Annotated in this window: 16 protein-coding genes; 14 read left to right on the forward strand and 2 right to left on the reverse strand. The window is 45.8% G+C overall.

Annotation, left to right across the window (positions count from 1 at the left end):
* Nucleotides 1-439 precede the first annotated feature (439 nt).
* From AB6F11_RS18080 to luxS, 9 genes are all read left to right on the forward strand, one after another.
* Nucleotides 440-697: an oxaloacetate decarboxylase subunit gamma gene (locus AB6F11_RS18080; RefSeq protein ID WP_004741884.1), complete on the forward strand. Its 258-nt coding sequence runs from the start codon at nucleotides 440-442 to the stop codon at nucleotides 695-697.
* A 31-nt stretch (nucleotides 698-728) separates the two neighbouring features.
* Nucleotides 729-2,504 (forward strand): sodium-extruding oxaloacetate decarboxylase subunit alpha, encoded by a 1,776-nt coding sequence (gene oadA / locus AB6F11_RS18085; RefSeq protein WP_017059560.1) that lies wholly within the window; start codon nucleotides 729-731, stop codon nucleotides 2,502-2,504.
* A 9-nt stretch (nucleotides 2,505-2,513) separates the two neighbouring features.
* Nucleotides 2,514-3,644 (forward strand): sodium ion-translocating decarboxylase subunit beta, encoded by a 1,131-nt coding sequence (locus AB6F11_RS18090; protein WP_019825842.1) that lies wholly within the window; start codon nucleotides 2,514-2,516, stop codon nucleotides 3,642-3,644.
* A gap of 172 nt (nucleotides 3,645-3,816) precedes the next feature.
* Nucleotides 3,817-4,770 (forward strand): NADP-dependent oxidoreductase, encoded by a 954-nt coding sequence (locus tag AB6F11_RS18095; protein ID WP_017065778.1) that lies wholly within the window; start codon nucleotides 3,817-3,819, stop codon nucleotides 4,768-4,770.
* A gap of 6 nt (nucleotides 4,771-4,776) precedes the next feature.
* Entirely contained in the window at nucleotides 4,777-5,238 is a 462-nt protein-coding gene (locus AB6F11_RS18100) for a YqaA family protein (protein WP_017059555.1), read from the forward strand.
* Between the two features lie 9 nt (nucleotides 5,239-5,247).
* Entirely contained in the window at nucleotides 5,248-8,106 is a 2,859-nt protein-coding gene (locus AB6F11_RS18105; RefSeq protein WP_017063228.1) for a pitrilysin family protein, read from the forward strand.
* Nucleotides 8,107-8,205: 99 nt separating this feature from the next.
* Nucleotides 8,206-9,774 carry a glutamate--cysteine ligase gene (gene gshA / locus AB6F11_RS18110; RefSeq protein ID WP_017063229.1) on the forward strand — a complete coding sequence of 523 codons (1,569 nt, stop codon included), beginning with the start codon at nucleotides 8,206-8,208 and terminating at the stop codon, nucleotides 9,772-9,774.
* Between the two features lie 10 nt (nucleotides 9,775-9,784).
* Nucleotides 9,785-10,435, forward strand: a complete 651-nt coding sequence (locus tag AB6F11_RS18115; RefSeq protein WP_017629422.1) for a hypothetical protein — start codon at nucleotides 9,785-9,787, stop codon at nucleotides 10,433-10,435.
* A gap of 24 nt (nucleotides 10,436-10,459) precedes the next feature.
* The gene (luxS, locus tag AB6F11_RS18120) at nucleotides 10,460-10,978 is read left to right on the forward strand and encodes an S-ribosylhomocysteine lyase (protein ID WP_017056597.1); all 519 of its coding nucleotides are present in this window, start codon (nucleotides 10,460-10,462) and stop codon (nucleotides 10,976-10,978) included.
* Between the two features lie 115 nt (nucleotides 10,979-11,093).
* Here luxS and AB6F11_RS18125 read toward each other — a convergent pair whose 3' ends face one another.
* Together AB6F11_RS18125 and AB6F11_RS18130 are read right to left on the reverse strand one after the other, a co-directional pair.
* Nucleotides 11,094-12,365, reverse strand: a complete 1,272-nt coding sequence (locus tag AB6F11_RS18125; RefSeq protein ID WP_017068872.1) for an HlyC/CorC family transporter — start codon at nucleotides 12,363-12,365, stop codon at nucleotides 11,094-11,096.
* Between the two features lie 127 nt (nucleotides 12,366-12,492).
* Nucleotides 12,493-13,287: an inner membrane protein YpjD gene (locus tag AB6F11_RS18130; protein WP_019825854.1), complete on the reverse strand. Its 795-nt coding sequence runs from the start codon at nucleotides 13,285-13,287 to the stop codon at nucleotides 12,493-12,495.
* Nucleotides 13,288-13,487: 200 nt separating this feature from the next.
* Here AB6F11_RS18130 and ffh point away from each other — a divergent pair, with 200 nt between their 5' ends.
* The 5 genes from ffh (at nucleotide 13,488) to rplS (ending at nucleotide 17,102) form a co-directional block, all read left to right on the forward strand.
* Nucleotides 13,488-14,882, forward strand: coding sequence for a signal recognition particle protein (ffh, locus tag AB6F11_RS18135; protein WP_010435884.1), 1,395 nt, complete (start codon nucleotides 13,488-13,490; stop codon nucleotides 14,880-14,882).
* A gap of 212 nt (nucleotides 14,883-15,094) precedes the next feature.
* Entirely contained in the window at nucleotides 15,095-15,343 is a 249-nt protein-coding gene (rpsP, locus tag AB6F11_RS18140) for a 30S ribosomal protein S16 (RefSeq protein ID WP_004410028.1), read from the forward strand.
* 24 nt (nucleotides 15,344-15,367) lie between these two features.
* Nucleotides 15,368-15,922, forward strand: a complete 555-nt coding sequence (rimM, locus tag AB6F11_RS18145) for a ribosome maturation factor RimM (RefSeq protein ID WP_102394020.1) — start codon at nucleotides 15,368-15,370, stop codon at nucleotides 15,920-15,922.
* Nucleotides 15,923-15,948: 26 nt separating this feature from the next.
* Entirely contained in the window at nucleotides 15,949-16,689 is a 741-nt protein-coding gene (trmD, locus tag AB6F11_RS18150; RefSeq protein ID WP_017061056.1) for a tRNA (guanosine(37)-N1)-methyltransferase TrmD, read from the forward strand.
* Between the two features lie 59 nt (nucleotides 16,690-16,748).
* Nucleotides 16,749-17,102, forward strand: a complete 354-nt coding sequence (gene rplS / locus AB6F11_RS18155; RefSeq protein WP_004735514.1) for a 50S ribosomal protein L19 — start codon at nucleotides 16,749-16,751, stop codon at nucleotides 17,100-17,102.
* The last annotated feature ends 316 nt before the right edge of the window (nucleotides 17,103-17,418 follow it).

Raw genomic sequence — 17,418 nt, forward strand, 5'->3', positions numbered from 1 at the left:
AGCTGGATAGAGTACCTGGCTACGAACCAGGCGGTCGGAGGTTCGAATCCTCCAGAGCGCGCCACATTATTAGAAAAAGCCTCGTTTATACGAGGCTTTTTTTATGTCTGCTGCAAATTTGTTGCGACAATGTTAAATTTGTTCGTTGTTTAACTTGTTGTATTTAAAGTAGTTCTTGATTGCTTCTTTGTTATTCCACCTTTCTCATATCAATTCCCAGAAAAGCCCCGTTTAAGTCACAGTTTAAATATCTAAAAATGACGTATTTGACAGATTTATGTGATCTGATAGGCGAATAATTAACCTTATGTGTGCGTTATCCGTAACAGAACCTTAAACAAAATTGACAAACTTTTACCAATCGAGATAATCCATGGGTCGGGATCACTATTCGCTGAAATCCTGCACGTATGTCAGGATGACGAAGAAAGGAAGCAACATGACTAATATTGGAAGCCTGCTAGGAGATGCGGCGACTCTAATGATAACGGGGATGTCCGTTGTCTTTATTTTCCTAACTATTCTAGTTTACCTCGTTCGGTTGATGTCAAAACTGGTACCAGAAGAAGTACCAGAGCCGATCGCAGCACCTAAAAAAATTCAAAAATCACAATCAAACCCTTCAGCTGTTAGTCCACAGGTAGTGGCTGCAATTTCGGCCGCGGTTCATCAATACCGTGCGTCTACTGCTAAGTAGTATTTAAAGGATTAAAAAGGAGTTTATGAGCATGTCTAAACCACTAGCTATCACAGATGTGGTACTTCGTGACGCGCACCAGTCACTATTTGCTACTCGTATGCGTATCGAAGATATGCTGCCAATTGCGGCAGAACTGGATAAAGTCGGTTACTGGTCACTTGAGACTTGGGGCGGCGCGACGTTTGATTCGTGTATCCGTTTTCTTGGCGAGGATCCATGGGAGCGTTTGCGTGAGCTGAAAAAAGCGATGCCAAACACACCAATGCAGATGCTACTGCGTGGTCAAAACCTATTGGGCTACCGTCACTACGCGGATGATGTAGTAGAAAAATTTGTTGAACGTGCCCATAAAAACGGCATGGACGTATTCCGTATCTTTGATGCGATGAATGACGTGCGTAACTTTGAAAAAGCAGTGAAAGCAACGATCGACGTTGGTGGCCACGCTCAAGGTACGTTGTCTTACACAACCAGTCCGGTCCACAATTCAGATACTTGGGTTGATTTGGCTAAGCGCCTAGAGGACCTAGGTTGTCACTCACTATGTATCAAAGATATGTCAGGTTTATTAAAGCCGTATGAAGCAGAAGAGCTGATTACACGTATCAAAGCATCGTGTGACGTTCCTCTAGCACTGCATAGCCACGCGACAACTGGTCTATCGACTGCAACAGCGGTTAAAGCCGTTGAAGCGGGTATCGACATTCTAGATACCGCTATTTCTTCAATGAGCTGTACTTACGGTCATACGCCAACCGAAACGGTTGTTGCGATGTTAGAAGGTACAGAGCGCGACACGAATCTTAAACTAGACCAAATCGAACCCATCGCGGCTTACTTCCGTGATGTACGTAAAAAGTACGCGAAATGGGAAGGTCAGCTAAAAGGTGTCGATTCTCGCATCTTAATCGCTCAAGTTCCTGGCGGAATGTTAACTAACATGGAAGGCCAGCTTAAAGAGCAAGGCGCCGCCGATCGCATGGATGAAGTTCTAGAAGAGATCCCACGCGTACGTAAAGAGCTTGGTTACATTCCTTTAGTAACACCAACTTCTCAGATTGTCGGTACTCAAGCGGTTATTAACGTCTTAACGGGCGAACGCTATAAGAGCATCACGAAAGAGACTGCTGGTTTACTGAAAGGTGAATACGGTCAAGCTCCTGCTGAAGTTGATGCTGAACTGCAAGCGAAAGTTCTAGACGGTGCAGAGCCGATTACTTGTCGTCCTGCTGATTTACTTAAGTCTGAAATGGATACGTTAACGACGGATCTGTTAGAGAAAGCGAAATCAGAGGGTATCTCTCTAGCTGAAGATACGGTTGATGATGTACTGACTTACGCGCTCTTCCCACAAGTGGGTCTTAAGTTCCTTAAGAACCGTCGTAATCCTGAAGCATTTGAACCTGCACCAACGCTAGAAGTTGCGGCTCCAGTTGCTGCAGCTCCTGTACAAGCTTCTGGTGGTATTGAAAGCTACAGCGTGAAGGTTGATGGTCAAGTTTACGATGTTGAAGTTGGCCCACAAGGTGAACTGACATCGGTGGCGCCATCTGCAAAACCTGCTCAGGCTGCACCAGTAGCAGCGTCTGACGCTGAAGCGGTTCCAGCTCCATTGGCGGGTAACATCTTTAAAGTAAACGTTCAGGCGGGTACTGAGGTTTCTGAAGGCGACGTTCTACTAATCCTAGAAGCGATGAAGATGGAAACGGAAGTTCGTGCTGCTCGTGGTGGTATCGTTCAAGAATTGAATGTTAAAGAAGGCGATGCAGTTACTGTAGGCGCTCCACTACTAAGCTTAGCGTAAGGGAGTACCATGGAAGGATTGATGACCTTATGGTCTGAAACAGGGATTGCGAACTTTGAGTTCGGCCAGATCTGTATGATGCTGGTTGGTTGCTTACTGTTGTTTTTGGCAATTCGTAAAGGATTTGAACCGTTACTTCTACTGCCTATTGGTTTTGGTGCTGTATTAGCAAACATTCCAAATGCTGGGTTTACTGATCCAGGTGGTTTGCTCTACTACGTCTACTACATTGGTATTGAGACAGGTATTTTCCCACTGCTGATCTTTATGGGTGTTGGTGCGATGACGGACTTCGGTGCGTTGATTGCGAACCCTAAAACGTTGTGGCTAGGGGCTGCGGCTCAGTTTGGTATCTTCGCGACGCTATTTGGCGCGATCTTGCTGAACTACGTTCCAGGAATGGAGTTCTCGATGGCCGATGCTTCGTCAATTGCGATCATTGGTGGTGCCGATGGCCCAACTGCGATCTTCTTGGCGAGTAAGTTATCTCCGGACCTTTTAGGTGCCATTGCAGTAGCGGCTTATAGCTACATGGCTTTGGTTCCGATCATTCAGCCACCAATCATGAAAGCGTTAACGTCTCCTGAAGAGCGCAAAATTAAGATGGCTCAACTTCGTCACGTTAGCAAAGCCGAGAAGATTCTTTTCCCGCTTGCTGTACTATTGATGACGATTTTGTTCCTACCTTCAGCAACACCTCTAGTTGGTATGTTCTGTTTGGGTAACTTAATGCGTGAAGCGGGTGTGGTTGATCGCCTTTCAAAAACAGCTCAAAACGAACTGATTAACGTTGTAACTATTTTCCTAGGTCTAGGGGTTGGTTCTAAGCTTCAAGCGGATACGTTCTTGAACTTAGAAACATTGGGTATTCTAGGTTTAGGTGCGGTCGCGTTCAGTATCGGTACGGCGGGTGGTGTATTGATGGCTAAGGTGTTGAACCGATTCTCGAAAGAGGACATCAACCCACTGATTGGCGCAGCTGGCGTATCAGCGGTTCCAATGGCGGCACGTGTTGTGAACAAGGTTGGTCTTGAGGCAAACCCTCAGAACTTCTTGTTGATGCATGCAATGGGCCCGAACGTAGCCGGTGTACTTGGTAGTGCGGTTGCGGCGGGTATTCTATTAGCTCTCGTGGGCTAGTGGATTTGCTGGGTCATGTATCGTTACGTTAATTGGTCGTCAATTTACGAATGAGCGGTTAACTTAGCCTTATTAAATGGTTTATAGTCAAAGGGATGCTTTCGCATCCCTTTCTTTTTATTAATTAGGGTGCTTGCTCACTAGGGCTTTTATCAATCAAGGAAATGTGGAAATGGAAAATAAACAGATTGCGATTACTCAATTCGGCGGCGTCGAAAACCTAAGTATTCAAACCAGTGCGATCCCTGAGCCTAAGGCTGGAGAAGTGGTGGTTAAAGTTTCCTTTTCAGGCATTAATCCGATTGATGTCAAAACCCGAGCGGGTCTTGGTTGGGCGGCAGCACAAAACAAAGATAACCTGCCTTGGGTGCCTGGCTACGATATTTCAGGGCAAATTGTCTCGCTAGGCGAACAGGCTGAACGCTTTACTGTTGGTGATAACGTGGCTGGCTTTATTGGTTTTCCACTGCAAGGTGGCGGTTACAGCCAATATGTGTGTGTTCCAGAAGCTGCATTAAGTATGGTTCCTGATTCTGTCACTCTAGAAGCGGCAGCTGCATTACCACTTGCGAGTCAAACAGCGGCACAAGCGCTCAACAAAGCCGAAGTGAAAGAAGGCGACCGCGTGCTTATTTTAGCGGGCGCGGGCGGCGTTGGTCACCTTGCGGTTCAAATTGCAGTGGCAGCAAAAGCTGAGGTTTACACAACCTGCAGCGAAGCCAATCTTGATTACCTTGCGACGCTAGGTGCTCACGCGATTAACTATAAGTTTGCGCCAGCATCAGAAAGAGTATCTGATGTCGATGTGTTGATTGATTTGGTCGGTGGCGATACCGCGCTTGATGCATTGAAGTGCCTAAAAGATGGCGCGCGAGTAGTGACAGTACCGACTCTATCTGCAGAACTTATCTGTGAGAAAGCAACACTATTAGGTTTTACTGCATCAGGCATGCTGGTTGAACCAAACCCTGAGCAAATGGACACCATGCTTTACATGGTCAGTGTCGGATTGCTCAAAACAGAAATTCAAGGTATCTACCAGTTAGACGAGGCGCAGTCGGCGCACCTGCAGGTTGAAACCGGACACACCAGAGGCAAGGTGCTACTTAAAATGCAAGAAAGTTGATAGGCAGTGTTAGAATTTTTTAACTCCCTTTTTGAAAATATCGCGCTGTGGTTCTCGGACTCGGCGCTGTGGGTACTCTTCATCAGTGGCTTCTTGAGTGCCACGTTACTACCCGGTGGTTCAGAAGCTAGCCTTGTGGCTGCATTGAGCTTAGATCAGTTTTCAACCTCATCGATCATTCTAGTGGCGACATTAGGCAATACCTTAGGCGGCCTGACTAACTATTGGATTGGTTTGTGGTTGCCTAATCGAACTCAATCTGAAAAGCATGGTCATAAGGCTATGGCTTGGCTGAGTCGCTATGGCTACTGGACACTGTTATTTAGTTGGTTACCGATCATTGGTGACCCTTTGTGTCTCGCTGCGGGTTGGCTAAGAATGAAATTCATCCCTAGCGTTATTTTGATAGCGATTGGCAAAGCCGCTCGCTATAGCTTACTTGCTGCTATCTACTTCGGTTTTTTCTAAGGAGAACCTATGAAAAAGGTTTTACTTGGTACATTTTCTCTTATCGCCATTGCTGGCTGTTCTTACAATGTACCTAGCTCAACGCCCTTCTTTTCCTCGTTACCTGAAGGTGTCACTCTGTTAGAAGAGGTTAAGCCCTCTAAAGATAAAGTAGTGATTCCTTACACCAAGTATCAGCTTGAAAACGGTCTGACAGTTATTCTTTCCCCTGATGATTCCGATCCGTTGGTGCATGTTGATGTAACTTATCACGTCGGTTCAGCACGTGAAGAGATAGGCAAGTCGGGATTTGCTCACTTCTTTGAGCACATGATGTTCCAGGGTTCAGAGAACGTTGGTGACCAACAGCACTTTAAGATCATTACCGAAGCGGGTGGCTCGTTAAACGGCACGACCAACCGTGACCGCACCAACTATTTTGAAACTGTTCCTTCTAACCAACTTGAGAAAATGTTGTGGTTAGAATCAGACCGAATGGGCTTCTTGTTGGATGCTGTTTCTCAGAAGAAATTTGAGGTTCAAAGAGGCACGGTCAAGAACGAGCGAGCGCAGAGCTACGAAAATCGTCCTTACGGCTTGATGTGGGAACGCATGGGCGAAGCGCTTTACCCTGAAGGTCACCCTTACTCTTGGCAACCAATCGGCTATGTTGAAGATCTTGACCGTGTTGACGTGAATGATCTTAAAGCGTTCTTCCTGCGTTGGTACGGCCCAAACAATGCCGTGTTAACGATTGGTGGTGATATCGACGTTGATGACACGCTAGAATGGGTTAACAAGTACTTTGGTTCAATTCCTCAAGGCCCTGAAGTGAAGGCGGCAGAGAAGCAACCTGCTGTTCTAACAGAAGATAAATACATCACCTTAGAAGACAATATTCGTCAGCCGATGGTGCTGGTGGGGTGGCCAACAACGTATCGCGGTGAAGAGACGCAAGCTTCACTGAATGCATTGTCTAACGTGTTAGGTTCAGGTACCAACAGTTACCTATATCAAAACCTCGTAAAAACGCAGAAGGCCGTCAGCGCTGGCTCTTTCCATGATTGTGCTGAGTTGGCGTGTACCATGTACGTGTATGCAATGGGCAACTCAGGTGAAAAAGGCGATTTGACGGTTCTCAATAAAGAGCTTATGGATACCCTGGAGCAATTCTCGAAAGAGGGCGTTGAGCAAGAGCGTTTAGACCAGATCACTGGCATGGCCGAAGCGAATGCTGTTTTTGCATTGCAAAGCGTTAAAGGTAAGGTGTCGCAACTCGCGTCGAACCAAACCTTCTATGGTCAGCCTGATCGCATTGAATCACAACTCGATCAAATCCGAGCGGTGACGCCTGAGAGCGTGAGCAAGGCATACCAAGATTTCATCGAAGGTAAGCACAAGGTTACCTTGAGTGTGGTTCCTAAGAAAAAGCTCGATTTGGCGGTTCGTGAAGCGACCTTTACCACGCCACCACGTACGTTGCCGGAATACAGCAAGGTGACGGAAGATCAACTGGATTTCAGAAAGGCACCGGATACCTTTGATCGCAGTGTGATGCCAGAAGTGAACTTTGGTGTTGAGGCGACCATGCCTGAGTTGTACCGCATGCACTTTGCAAATGGCACTGACTTAATTGGTACCGTGACCAGTGAAACGCCGACAGTACAGCTGCAAATTCAATTGCCTGCAGGCGAACGCTATGTTCGCAAAGGGCAAGAAGGCCTAGCGAACCTAACGGCTTCGATGATGGAAGAAGGCTCAACTAAACGAACCGTTGAAGAGTTACAAGCGACCTTAGATAAACTTGGTAGCAGCGTGAGCATTAGTGCGGGCAGCTACACCACAGATATTTCAGTCTCGACGCTAGAGAAAAACTTGCCTCAAACCTTAGCGATTGTGCAAGAGGTTCTATTCGATCCTAAGTTCGATGAGCAAGATTTTGAGCGCGTTAAGAAACAGATGCTAGAAGGCGTTGTGTATCAGCATCAGCAGCCAAGCTGGATGGCTTCTCAAGCAACCCGTGAAGTGCTGTTTGGTGACACTGTTTTTGCTCGTGCAAGTGATGGTACTAAGGAATCTCTATCGAAATTGACCTTAGACGATGTGAAAAAATTCTATGCGCAACATTACACACCAGAAGGTGCCAATATTGTTGTGGTGGGAGACATCTCGAAGAAAGAGGTAGGGAAACAGCTACAATTCTTTGAAGAGTGGCAAGGCGATGCGGCACCATTAACGCGTCCACAGATCGTTAAAGAGCTTTCTGGTCAGCACCTGTACTTAGTTGATAAACCGGGTGCGCCGCAAAGCATTGTTCGCTTGGTTCGTAAGGGCCTGCCGTTTGATGCGACGGGCGAATTGTATTTGAGCCAGTTAGCTAACTTTAACTTAGCGGGCAACTTCAATAGCCGTATCAACCAGAACCTACGTGAAGACAAAGCCTACACTTACGGTGCAAGCGGTTACTTCGCAAGTACTCGTGAAACTGGCGCAGTGGTATTTAGCGCGCAGGTAAGGGCGAATGCGACGGTTCCATCGATTCAAGAGTTTATTAATGAGCTGAATGAGTTTAGCCAAAGTGGATTAACTGACGAAGAGGTGAAATTTATGCGCCTTGCCGTCGGTCAACAAGATGCACTTAAATACGAAACGCCAAGTCAAAAGGCGGGGTTGTTGAGTAATATTGTTGCATTGAGCCTTGATGAAGATTACCTACAACAGCGTAATCAGATAGTTGAAACGGTTTCAAAAGAGACCTTAAACGAGCTATCTAAGAAATGGTTTGACCCGAATGATTATCAAATAATCGTTGTTGGTGACGCGACTTCGCTTCGCCCGCAATTAGAAAAGTTAGATATTCCAATAGAAGAGCTTGAAATCATTCGTTAGAGTACACATTAAAGGGGGAGGGAAGAGACTCTACTTTTCTCCTCCAACCTAATTTATGATAGTTCTAATCAGAACAATATAAGATAAGTGAACTGAATTTTGACTGATTTTGCTGCGCGACTAAAGCAAGTTGCAACCAACCCTAAGACCTTCTCTCAATTTGGTCGTGGTGTTGAAAGGGAAACATTACGCTACACGGAAGATGGGCACCTTGCTACTGGGCCGCACCCTGAGGCTTTGGGATCTGCGTTGATGAACGAATGGGTAACGACCGATTTCTCTGAGTCGCTACTGGAATTTATCACGCCTGTTTCTAACGACGTTCCGACGCTTTTGAATCAGTTGTCTGATATCCACCACTTCACGCAAACCAAGTTAGACGGCGAAAAACTATGGCCGCTTTCTATGCCTTGTTATGTTGGTAGTGAAGATTACATTCAGCTAGCGCAATACGGCACCTCGAATAACGGTAAGATGAAGACCCTATATCGTGAAGGCCTAAAACGTCGTTACGGTAGCCTGATGCAGATTATCTCTGGTGTTCACTTCAACTTCTCTTTCCCAGAAAGCTTTTGGGATAGCCTGTTTGGAGAGCAAACTGAAGAAGCGCGTTGTGAATCTAAGTCAGATGCTTACTTTGGTTTGATTCGTAACTACTACCGCTTTGGTTGGTTAATCCCATACTTCTTCGGTGCTTCACCTGCGCTATGTTCTTCTTTCATCAAAGGAAGAGAGACAAACCTGCCTTTTGAAAAGATTGGCGAGACACTGTATCTGCCAAAAGCAACGGCACTGCGCCTGAGCGACCTTGGCTACACGAACAGTGCGCAAAGTGTGTTGAAGATTGGTTTCAACAGCCTAGACCAATACCTTGAAGGTTTGAATCAAGCGATTCGCACACCATCAGAAGAATTTGCCGAGATTGGCACTAAGGTTGATGGTGAATACCGTCAGTTGAATAGCAACGTACTGCAAATTGAAAATGAGCTTTACGCTCCAATCCGCCCTAAGCGTGTGGCGAAGAGTGGTGAGAAACCATCTGAAGCATTGGCACGCGGTGGTGTTGAGTACATTGAGGTTCGTTCTTTAGATGTAAACCCATTCAGCTCAATTGGTATCAATGAGCAGCAGGTTCGCTTCCTAGACTTGTTCCTAACGTGGAGTGTGCTAACGGACTCTGCTGAGATGGATAACTGCGAGCTTGAATGCTGGCGCGATAACTGGAACAAGGTGATCCTACAAGGTCGTCAGGTTGGTCTAGAGCTGCAAATCGGTTGTCATGGCGAGCGCTTGTCTCTGCAAGATTGGGCGAAGCGTGTATTTAAAGATCTACGCTCTATTGCCGAGATGATGGACGCTGAACAAGGTGGTCGTGCATACCAAGAAACATGCGATACGCTTGAGGCTTGGATTGATAACCCTGAGCTAACTATTTCTGGCCAGTTGCTAGAAGAGACCAAAAAATTGGGCGGCTTAGGTAAAGTGGGTTGCGCGTTAGGTAAAACGTACGCTCAGCAACACAAAGCGCACCAATACAAAGTATATTCAGCTGAGTTGATGGAAGCAGAAGTTCAACGTTCTGTGATTGCTCAGCAACAAAGTGAAGAAGCAAGCACTCAAGATTTTGATAGCTTCTTAGCGGATTATTTTTCGTATTTAAAAGCATAGCGAGACTTTGGTGGAAAGGAAGCAAGCCTTATTAGGTCAGCCTACTCGAGTGAGTAGTAAATGGTTACCTGTAGTGACTGTTGGTGTTGTCTCTAGCCTGTTGGTTGGATGTGCAACGCCACCGCCAAAGCAGCAAGATAATTTGTGTAGCATCTTTCGAGAGCACCCTTCATGGTATGAAGATGCCTTGGATATGCAAGAAGAATGGGGAACGCCGATTAACGTTGCGATGGCTTTTGTGAAACAAGAGAGTAGCTATCGTCATGATGCGCGCCCACCTAAAGATTACATTCTTGGCTTTATACCGTGGGGGCGTGTAAGCAGTGCCTACGGTTATGCACAAGCTCAAGATCCTGCTTGGGAAGACTTCCAAAAGGCGACCAATAACGGTGGTTCAAGAACCAACTTTGATGATGCATTGATGTTCATCGGTTGGTATACCAGCGAGACGCGTCGTCAATTGGGCATCTCACTATGGGACCCATATAACCAATACCTGGCTTATCATGAAGGCCGTGGTGGTTATAAGCGCAAGTCATACAACAGCAAGCCATCGCTAATTAAGGTGGCGCGCAAAGTCGAACAGCAAGCAAAAGATTATGGATGGCAGCTGAAACAGTGCCGCAAAGAACTAGAAGACAATCGAAGCTGGTTTTTCTAAAGCCAGCCGTCATGGAGAAGAGCAATGCCTTTATTAGATAGTTTCACTGTTGATCACACACGCATGAACGCACCTGCCGTTCGTGTTGCTAAAACAATGCAAACCCCAAAAGGGGATACCATCACTGTGTTTGACCTGCGTTTTACTGCGCCAAACAAAGACATCCTATCTGAGAAAGGTATCCATACTCTAGAGCACCTATATGCTGGTTTCATGCGTAATCAATTGAACGGTTCAGATGTAGAGATCATCGATATCTCACCGATGGGCTGTCGCACTGGTTTCTACATGAGCCTGATTGGTACGCCTACAGAACAACAAGTGGCTGACGGTTGGTTGGCAGCGATGCAAGACGTACTGAAAGTTGAGAACCAGAATAAGATCCCTGAGCTGAACGAATACCAATGTGGTACCGCGGCAATGCACTCTTTGGATGAAGCGAAAGAGATCGCGAATGCGATCATCGCTGCAGGCATCTCTGTAAACAAGAATGATGAACTGGCACTGCCAGAGTCTATGCTGCAAGAGCTTAAGATCGACTAGTCATTGATAGCTACCCTAGATAGGGCGAGTTAGATACTAAAAGGCCCGGTTCAATGAACCGGGCCTTTTTCGTCAACGTATTTTAGGGCGAGACAGAGATTCAGTGATAACTCAGTTAGCCGTTCACGATCTGTGGGAACACGCGAACCAGTTTAATGCGGTTCTCTTCAAGCTCAACAATTTCCATTGGGTGGCTGGCAACCTGAACACTCAGGTGACTCTCTGGAATATCTTCAAGATGTTCCAGTATCAAACCATTCAGCGTTCTTGGGCCATCGGTAGGCAGTGCCCACTGTAAGCCTTTGTTGATATCTCGGATATTGGCACTGCCTTCAATCAAGAAGCTGCCATCGCTTTGCGGAGTAATCTCTTCAGATAAGCTTGGGGTGATTGAGGTGGTAAACTCACCTACGATCTCTTCTAGAATATCTTCTAATGTAACCAAACCATTGATGTCGCCATACTCATCAACAATCAAACCGATGCGCTGCTTATTGCGTTGAAACTTAAGCAGTTGAATATTGAGTGGTGTCGCTTCAGGAATAAAGTAGATCTCATCCGCGGCACGCAACAGGGTTTCTTTATTGAATTCGTTCTTTTCAAGCATCAGACGGTAAGCTTCACGCAGCCTAAGCATGCCGACCACTTCATCTATTTGGTCACGGTACAGCACTACGCGACCATGAGGCGAGTGGGTAAGTTGACGAACGATCGATTTCCAGTCGTCATTGATGTCGATACCAGTAATCTCATTACGCGGCACCATGATGTCGTTCACGGTGACGTGCTCTAAATCCAGAATAGACACCAACATATCTTGGTGACGTTGAGGGATTAAGCTACCGGCTTCATTTACCACGGTTCTAAGCTCTTCGGAGCTCAAGTGGTCGGTTGCATCATGGCTGGCTTTGACACCTAAGATACGAATGAAGCCATTGGTAATGAAGTTAACTAAAATCACCAACGGTGACAGTACCTTCATCAGCACCATCAAAAGGATGCTACTGGCGTAAGAGACACGTTCAGGAAATAGAGAAGCGATAGTCTTTGGGGTTACCTCGGCGAATACGAGGATCACGAGAGTCAGGGTACCAGTAGCGATAGCCACACCGATATCCCCGTAGATGCGCATACCAAGAATAGTAGCGATCGCAGATGCAAGAATGTTGACGAGATTGTTGCCGATGAGAATGAGGCCAATCAATCTGTCTGGGCGGTTCAGAAGTTTTTCTACGCGTTTGGCACCTTTATGACCCGTATTGGCCAAGTGCTTTAAACGGTAGCGGTTCAAGGACATCATGCCCGTTTCGGAACCAGAGAAATAACCAGAAATTACAATGAGACACGCGAGTAGCGCAAATAAGATACCCGTTGATATGTCGTCCAAAACTATTCTTTTCCTATTTGTGTATCTTGATTAATTTATGACCGAACATGGTCGAGATGTCAATTGAATCTAACGGACTCAATATTTTAAAGGCAAGGTGTGTGAGACCTTGCCTTTATTTTACAGACTAGTTCAGGATGATTTCCTGAACGAAGCGGCTACCGAAGTAGGCCAATGTGAGCATGCTGGCGCCGGCAAGTGCGAACCAAGTGACTTTCTGTCCACGCCAACCTTTTTGGTAGTGACCCCATAAAAGGATGGAGTAGATAACCCAAGCGATAAAAGACAATACCGCTTTGTGCGCCTTTCCTTGAGCAAACATATCTTGTACGAAGATAAGGCCAGTCAGCAAAGTACCCGTTAATAAACCATTACCAATCAGAATGATCTTGAAAAGCTGTCTCTCTACCATCATTAAAGGAGGTAGGTTAGGGTTAATCACTAAGGCTTTTTTCTTTTTAAGCTTGTGATCAAGCCACGCGAGTTGCAAGGCGTATAACGCACCGATAGTCAGCGTCGCGTATGAGAACAAGGCCAAAGAGATGTGTACGAGCAGTTTCGGGTCATTCTCTAGATGTTTGATGAAGGTACTTGGAAGAAACGTTGCTGCCATGAGGTTAAGCGCTGCGAAACTATAAACAACAGGCAAGATGAACCACAAGCGGGTTTTGAGCATTGCACCGCTCATTACCACAGATATGATTAAACTGATTAATGAAGCAACGTTCAAGATACTGAGGTTTTGGCCACTGGCATTAAAAATCAAATCGCCAAGCAACCAAGCATGGAAAGCTAGAGCAAGTAATGCGCTGATAAACACCGTTTTTACACGGATTCCTGTTTGGTGCACGAGACCTGGAATGATCGTGGAAATCGCCATTGTATAAAGAAAGGCTGCTGCGATCGCAATAAGACTGTCCATGGTATCCATTTTAATGATTACTAATTGGCGAATTATACCTCGCATCGCTCTTTGGGGCTATGGCGAACCTCATTCAATTCCAAGTGAATAATGTCTCACATCACAAGCACGGATGATTAACGCTCTACAACGGGTATGACTCTAATCCGCGCTAATGTATACTCACAGTAATAGTCGCAGTTTTGAGCGAAGAGAAAACTATGTTTGATAATTTAACGGATCGTCTATCCAAAACGCTGAAGAACATCAGCGGTAAAGGTCGTCTGACCGAAGACAATATTAAAGAGACGCTGCGTGAAGTACGTATGGCGCTACTTGAAGCCGACGTTGCACTGCCCGTTGTCCGCGATTTTGTTAAGCGCGTAAAAGAAGGCGCTGTGGGTGTTGAGGTTTCTAAATCTCTAACGCCTGGTCAAGAATTCATTAAGATCGTTCAAGCTGAACTTGAAGCGGTGATGGGTGAGTCTAACGAGGCTCTTAACCTAGCAGCGCAGCCGCCAGCCGTTATCTTAATGGCGGGTCTACAAGGTGCGGGTAAAACCACATCGGTAGGTAAGCTATCTAAGCTTCTAACTGAGCGTGACAAGAAGAAAGTCTTGGTTGTGTCTGCCGACGTTTACCGTCCAGCGGCAATCAAACAGCTTGAAACGTTAGCAAGCGATGTTGGCGTAGACTTCTTCCCATCTTCAGCTGATCAAAAACCTCTTGATATTGCAAACGCTGCAATCGACCACGCGAAGAAGAAATTCTACGACGTGCTACTTGTCGATACTGCGGGTCGTTTGGCTATCGATGAAGAGATGATGGGCGAGATCAAAGAGCTTCATACTGCAATTAAACCAGTAGAGACACTGTTCGTTGTTGATGCAATGACAGGTCAAGATGCTGCGAACACTGCAAAAGCCTTTGGTGATGCGCTACCACTAACCGGTGTTATCTTGACGAAAGTTGATGGTGATGCGCGTGGTGGTGCTGCTCTGTCTGTTCGTCATATCACAGGCAAGCCGATTAAATTCTTGGGTGTTGGTGAAAAGACTGACGCACTAGAACCGTTCCACCCAGATCGTGTTGCTTCTCGTATCTTAGGTATGGGCGACGTACTGTCTCTTATTGAAGACCTACAGAAAAACGTTGATACCGAGAAAGCAGAGAAACTGGCTAAGAAGTTCAAAGAGAAGAAAGGCTTTGACCTTGAAGACTTCCGTGAACAACTAGGTCAGATGCAAAACATGGGCGGCATGATGGGCATGATGGATAAGCTTCCAGGCATGTCTCAGCTACCAGATAACGTTAAAGATAAAGTTGATGACAAGATGTTCAAGCAAATGGAAGCGATCATCAACTCTATGACCATGAAAGAGCGTCAACGCCCTGACCTAATCAAAGGCTCTCGCAAAAAGCGTATTGCCGCTGGTTCTGGTACACAGGTACAAGATGTAAACCGTATGCTTAAGCAGTTCACCCAAATGCAGAAGATGATGAAGAAGATGCAGAAAGGTGGCATGAAAGGCATGATGCGCAACATGCAAGGCATGATGGGCGGCGGTGGAGGTATGGGCGGAATGGGTGGTGGCTTTAACCCGTTTGGTCGATAATCTACAAATGTAAGCTTTAGCTACGTTACTTTTCATAGTGTTAGCCGTGTCACAGAAAGTGTACGGCAGCTATGTTGGTGAAAAAATAGCTAAAGCCCTTGCATTGCACCGGAATAAGAGTAAAATTCCGGGGCTTTAATTTGGCACGAGACCCCAAGCTATTTACTTATACTTGGGGTTAATTATTTTATTAAGAAAGCAAAGAGGACGACATGGTAACCATTCGTTTGGCACGTCACGGTGCAAAGAAGCGCCCATTTTATCAAATCGTAGTTGCGGATAGCCGTAACGCTGCAACTGGCCGTTTCATCGAGAAAGTAGGTTTCTTTAACCCTACAGCTCAAGGTCAAGAAGAAGGTCTACGTCTAGACCTAGATCGTGTTAACCACTGGGTTGGTCAAGGCGCATCTCTATCTGATCGTGTAGCTAAGCTAGTTAAAGACGCTCAAAAAGCGGCTTAATTCTTTTTTAAAGAGAAATAGCTTATGTCGATGAAGGGTAAAGAAACTATGAGCGAGCAAAATAATAGAATTGTCATGGGTAAACTTGGGTCTACCTATGGTATTCGTGGCTGGCTCAAAGTGTTCTCCTACACAGACAATGCTGAAAGCATATTTGATTACAGCCCTTGGTATTTAAACCTAAAGGGTAAGTGGGTTGAGTACAAAGTTGAGAGCTGGAAACGTCATGGCCAAGGTTATGTATGTAAGCTAGCGGGATTAGATGTTCGTGAAGACGCGCAACTGATGACTAACTTTGAAATTGCTATTGACCCTGCTTCGTTACCTGAATTGTCAGAAAATGAATTCTACTGGCGCGAATTGTTCGGTATGCAAGTTTTTACCACTAAAGGTTACGACCTTGGTGAGGTCACTGACCTATTAGAAACTGGCTCGAACGATGTTCTAGTAATCAAAGCAAATCTTAAAGATGCTTTTGGCCAAAAGGAACGGTTAGTACCGTACCTTGAAGAGCAAGTGATCAAGAAAGTTGATCGCGAAGCTCGCCGGATCGAAGTTGACTGGGATCCTGGATTCTAACTCCAAATTACAGAGCGAGAGAACACATGTGGGTTGGCATTATTAGCCTTTTTCCTGAAATGTTCCGTTCTGTTACTGATTTTGGAGTAACAGGTCAAGCGGTTAAAAAAGGTCTTTTATCTATTGAGACATGGAATCCTCGTGATTTCACTCATGATAAACATCGCACTGTTGATGACAGACCTTACGGTGGTGGTCCTGGCATGTTAATGATGGTTCAGCCTTTGCGCGACGCTATCACAACGGCCAAGCAAGCAGCACCGGGAAAGACGAAAGTTATCTATCTTTCACCTCAAGGTCGTAAACTCGACCAGAAAGGTGTTGAAGAGCTGGCAACAAACGAGAATTTACTTCTTATTTGTGGTCGCTACGAAGGGGTAGATGAGCGCATCATTCAATCTGAAGTTGACGAAGAATGGTCGATTGGAGATTTTGTGATGACGGGTGGCGAACTGCCAGCCATGACGCTGATTGATTCAGTATCTCGGTTTGTTCCGGGTGTACTTGGAGATTTCGCTTCAGCAGAAGAAGATTCTTTTGCAAATGGTTTGCTAGATTGTCCCCATTATACGCGCCCTGAGGTGCTAGACGATAAAGATGTGCCATCGGTACTCAAGTCTGGAAACCATAAGGATATTCGTCGCTGGCGATTAAAACAATCGTTGGGCCGAACTTGGCTAAGAAGACCAGAACTCCTGGAAAACCTAGCTCTGACTGACGAACAGGAACAATTACTGGCTGAATTCATTAAAGAGCAACGCTCTTAACGAAAAGCAAGCAGTAACCTATTAAATTTAGTATCAGTTTATTCTAGGAATTTATACAAATGAGCAACATCATCAAGGCTCTTGAAGAAGAGCAACTAAAATCAGACCTTCCTAAATTCGCACCAGGTGACACTGTTGTAGTTCAGGTTAAGGTAAAAGAAGGTGACCGTGAGCGTCTACAGGCTTTCGAAGGCGTTGTAATCGCTATTCGTAACCGTGGTCTACACTCTGCATTCACAGTTCGTAAGATCTCGAACGGTGAAGGCGTAGAGCGTGCGTTCCAAACTCACTCTCCAATGGTTGATAGCATCGAAGTTAAACGCCGTGGTGCAGTACGTCGTGCCAAGTTGTACTACCTACGTGAGCGTTCTGGTAAGTCAGCTCGTATTAAAGAGAAGCTTACTAAGAAGTAATTCTTTTTGCATTCTATCGATAAAAGCGGAGCCATTTGGCTCCGCTTTTTTGTGTCTGTTATTTAGAGCTTCGCAGGTAAGAGATCCCCAACTCGCTCGTACCTCACTCTTGAGGATGACGACAGTAGTACAGGCTTAAATGCAACCGTCATTCCCTAGACTGACGAAGGAAGGAGTAGGGAATCTCTTTCAGTAAACACCAAACTATCGGCAATAAAAAAGGATTGACGTTAAACGCCAACCCTTCAAAATTTACTCGCTACTCGCTACTCGCTACTCGCTACTCGCTACTCGCTACTCGCTACTCGCTACTCGC

It is taken from the genome of Vibrio sp. 10N.247.311.14, assembly GCF_041467715.1.
Classification (GTDB): domain Bacteria; phylum Pseudomonadota; class Gammaproteobacteria; order Enterobacterales; family Vibrionaceae; genus Vibrio; species Vibrio crassostreae_C.

Bases quoted from the DNA above. Each gene is read 5' to 3' on its own strand.
- trmD (WP_017061056.1), top strand. From the start codon at position 15,949: ATGTGGGTTGGCATTATTAGCCTTTTTCCTGAAATGTTCCGTTCTGTT.
- rplS (WP_004735514.1), top strand. From the start codon at position 16,749: ATGAGCAACATCATCAAGGCTCTTGAAGAAGAGCAACTAAAATCAGAC.
- AB6F11_RS18105 (WP_017063228.1), top strand. From the start codon at position 5,248: ATGAAAAAGGTTTTACTTGGTACATTTTCTCTTATCGCCATTGCTGGC.
- ffh (WP_010435884.1), top strand. From the start codon at position 13,488: ATGTTTGATAATTTAACGGATCGTCTATCCAAAACGCTGAAGAACATC.
- luxS (WP_017056597.1), top strand. From the start codon at position 10,460: ATGCCTTTATTAGATAGTTTCACTGTTGATCACACACGCATGAACGCA.
- AB6F11_RS18090 (WP_019825842.1), top strand. From the start codon at position 2,514: ATGGAAGGATTGATGACCTTATGGTCTGAAACAGGGATTGCGAACTTT.
- AB6F11_RS18095 (WP_017065778.1), top strand. From the start codon at position 3,817: ATGGAAAATAAACAGATTGCGATTACTCAATTCGGCGGCGTCGAAAAC.
- rpsP (WP_004410028.1), top strand. From the start codon at position 15,095: ATGGTAACCATTCGTTTGGCACGTCACGGTGCAAAGAAGCGCCCATTT.
- AB6F11_RS18080 (WP_004741884.1), top strand. From the start codon at position 440: ATGACTAATATTGGAAGCCTGCTAGGAGATGCGGCGACTCTAATGATA.
- AB6F11_RS18130 (WP_019825854.1), bottom strand. From the start codon at position 13,287: ATGGACAGTCTTATTGCGATCGCAGCAGCCTTTCTTTATACAATGGCG.
- oadA (WP_017059560.1), top strand. From the start codon at position 729: ATGTCTAAACCACTAGCTATCACAGATGTGGTACTTCGTGACGCGCAC.
- rimM (WP_102394020.1), top strand. From the start codon at position 15,368: ATGTCGATGAAGGGTAAAGAAACTATGAGCGAGCAAAATAATAGAATT.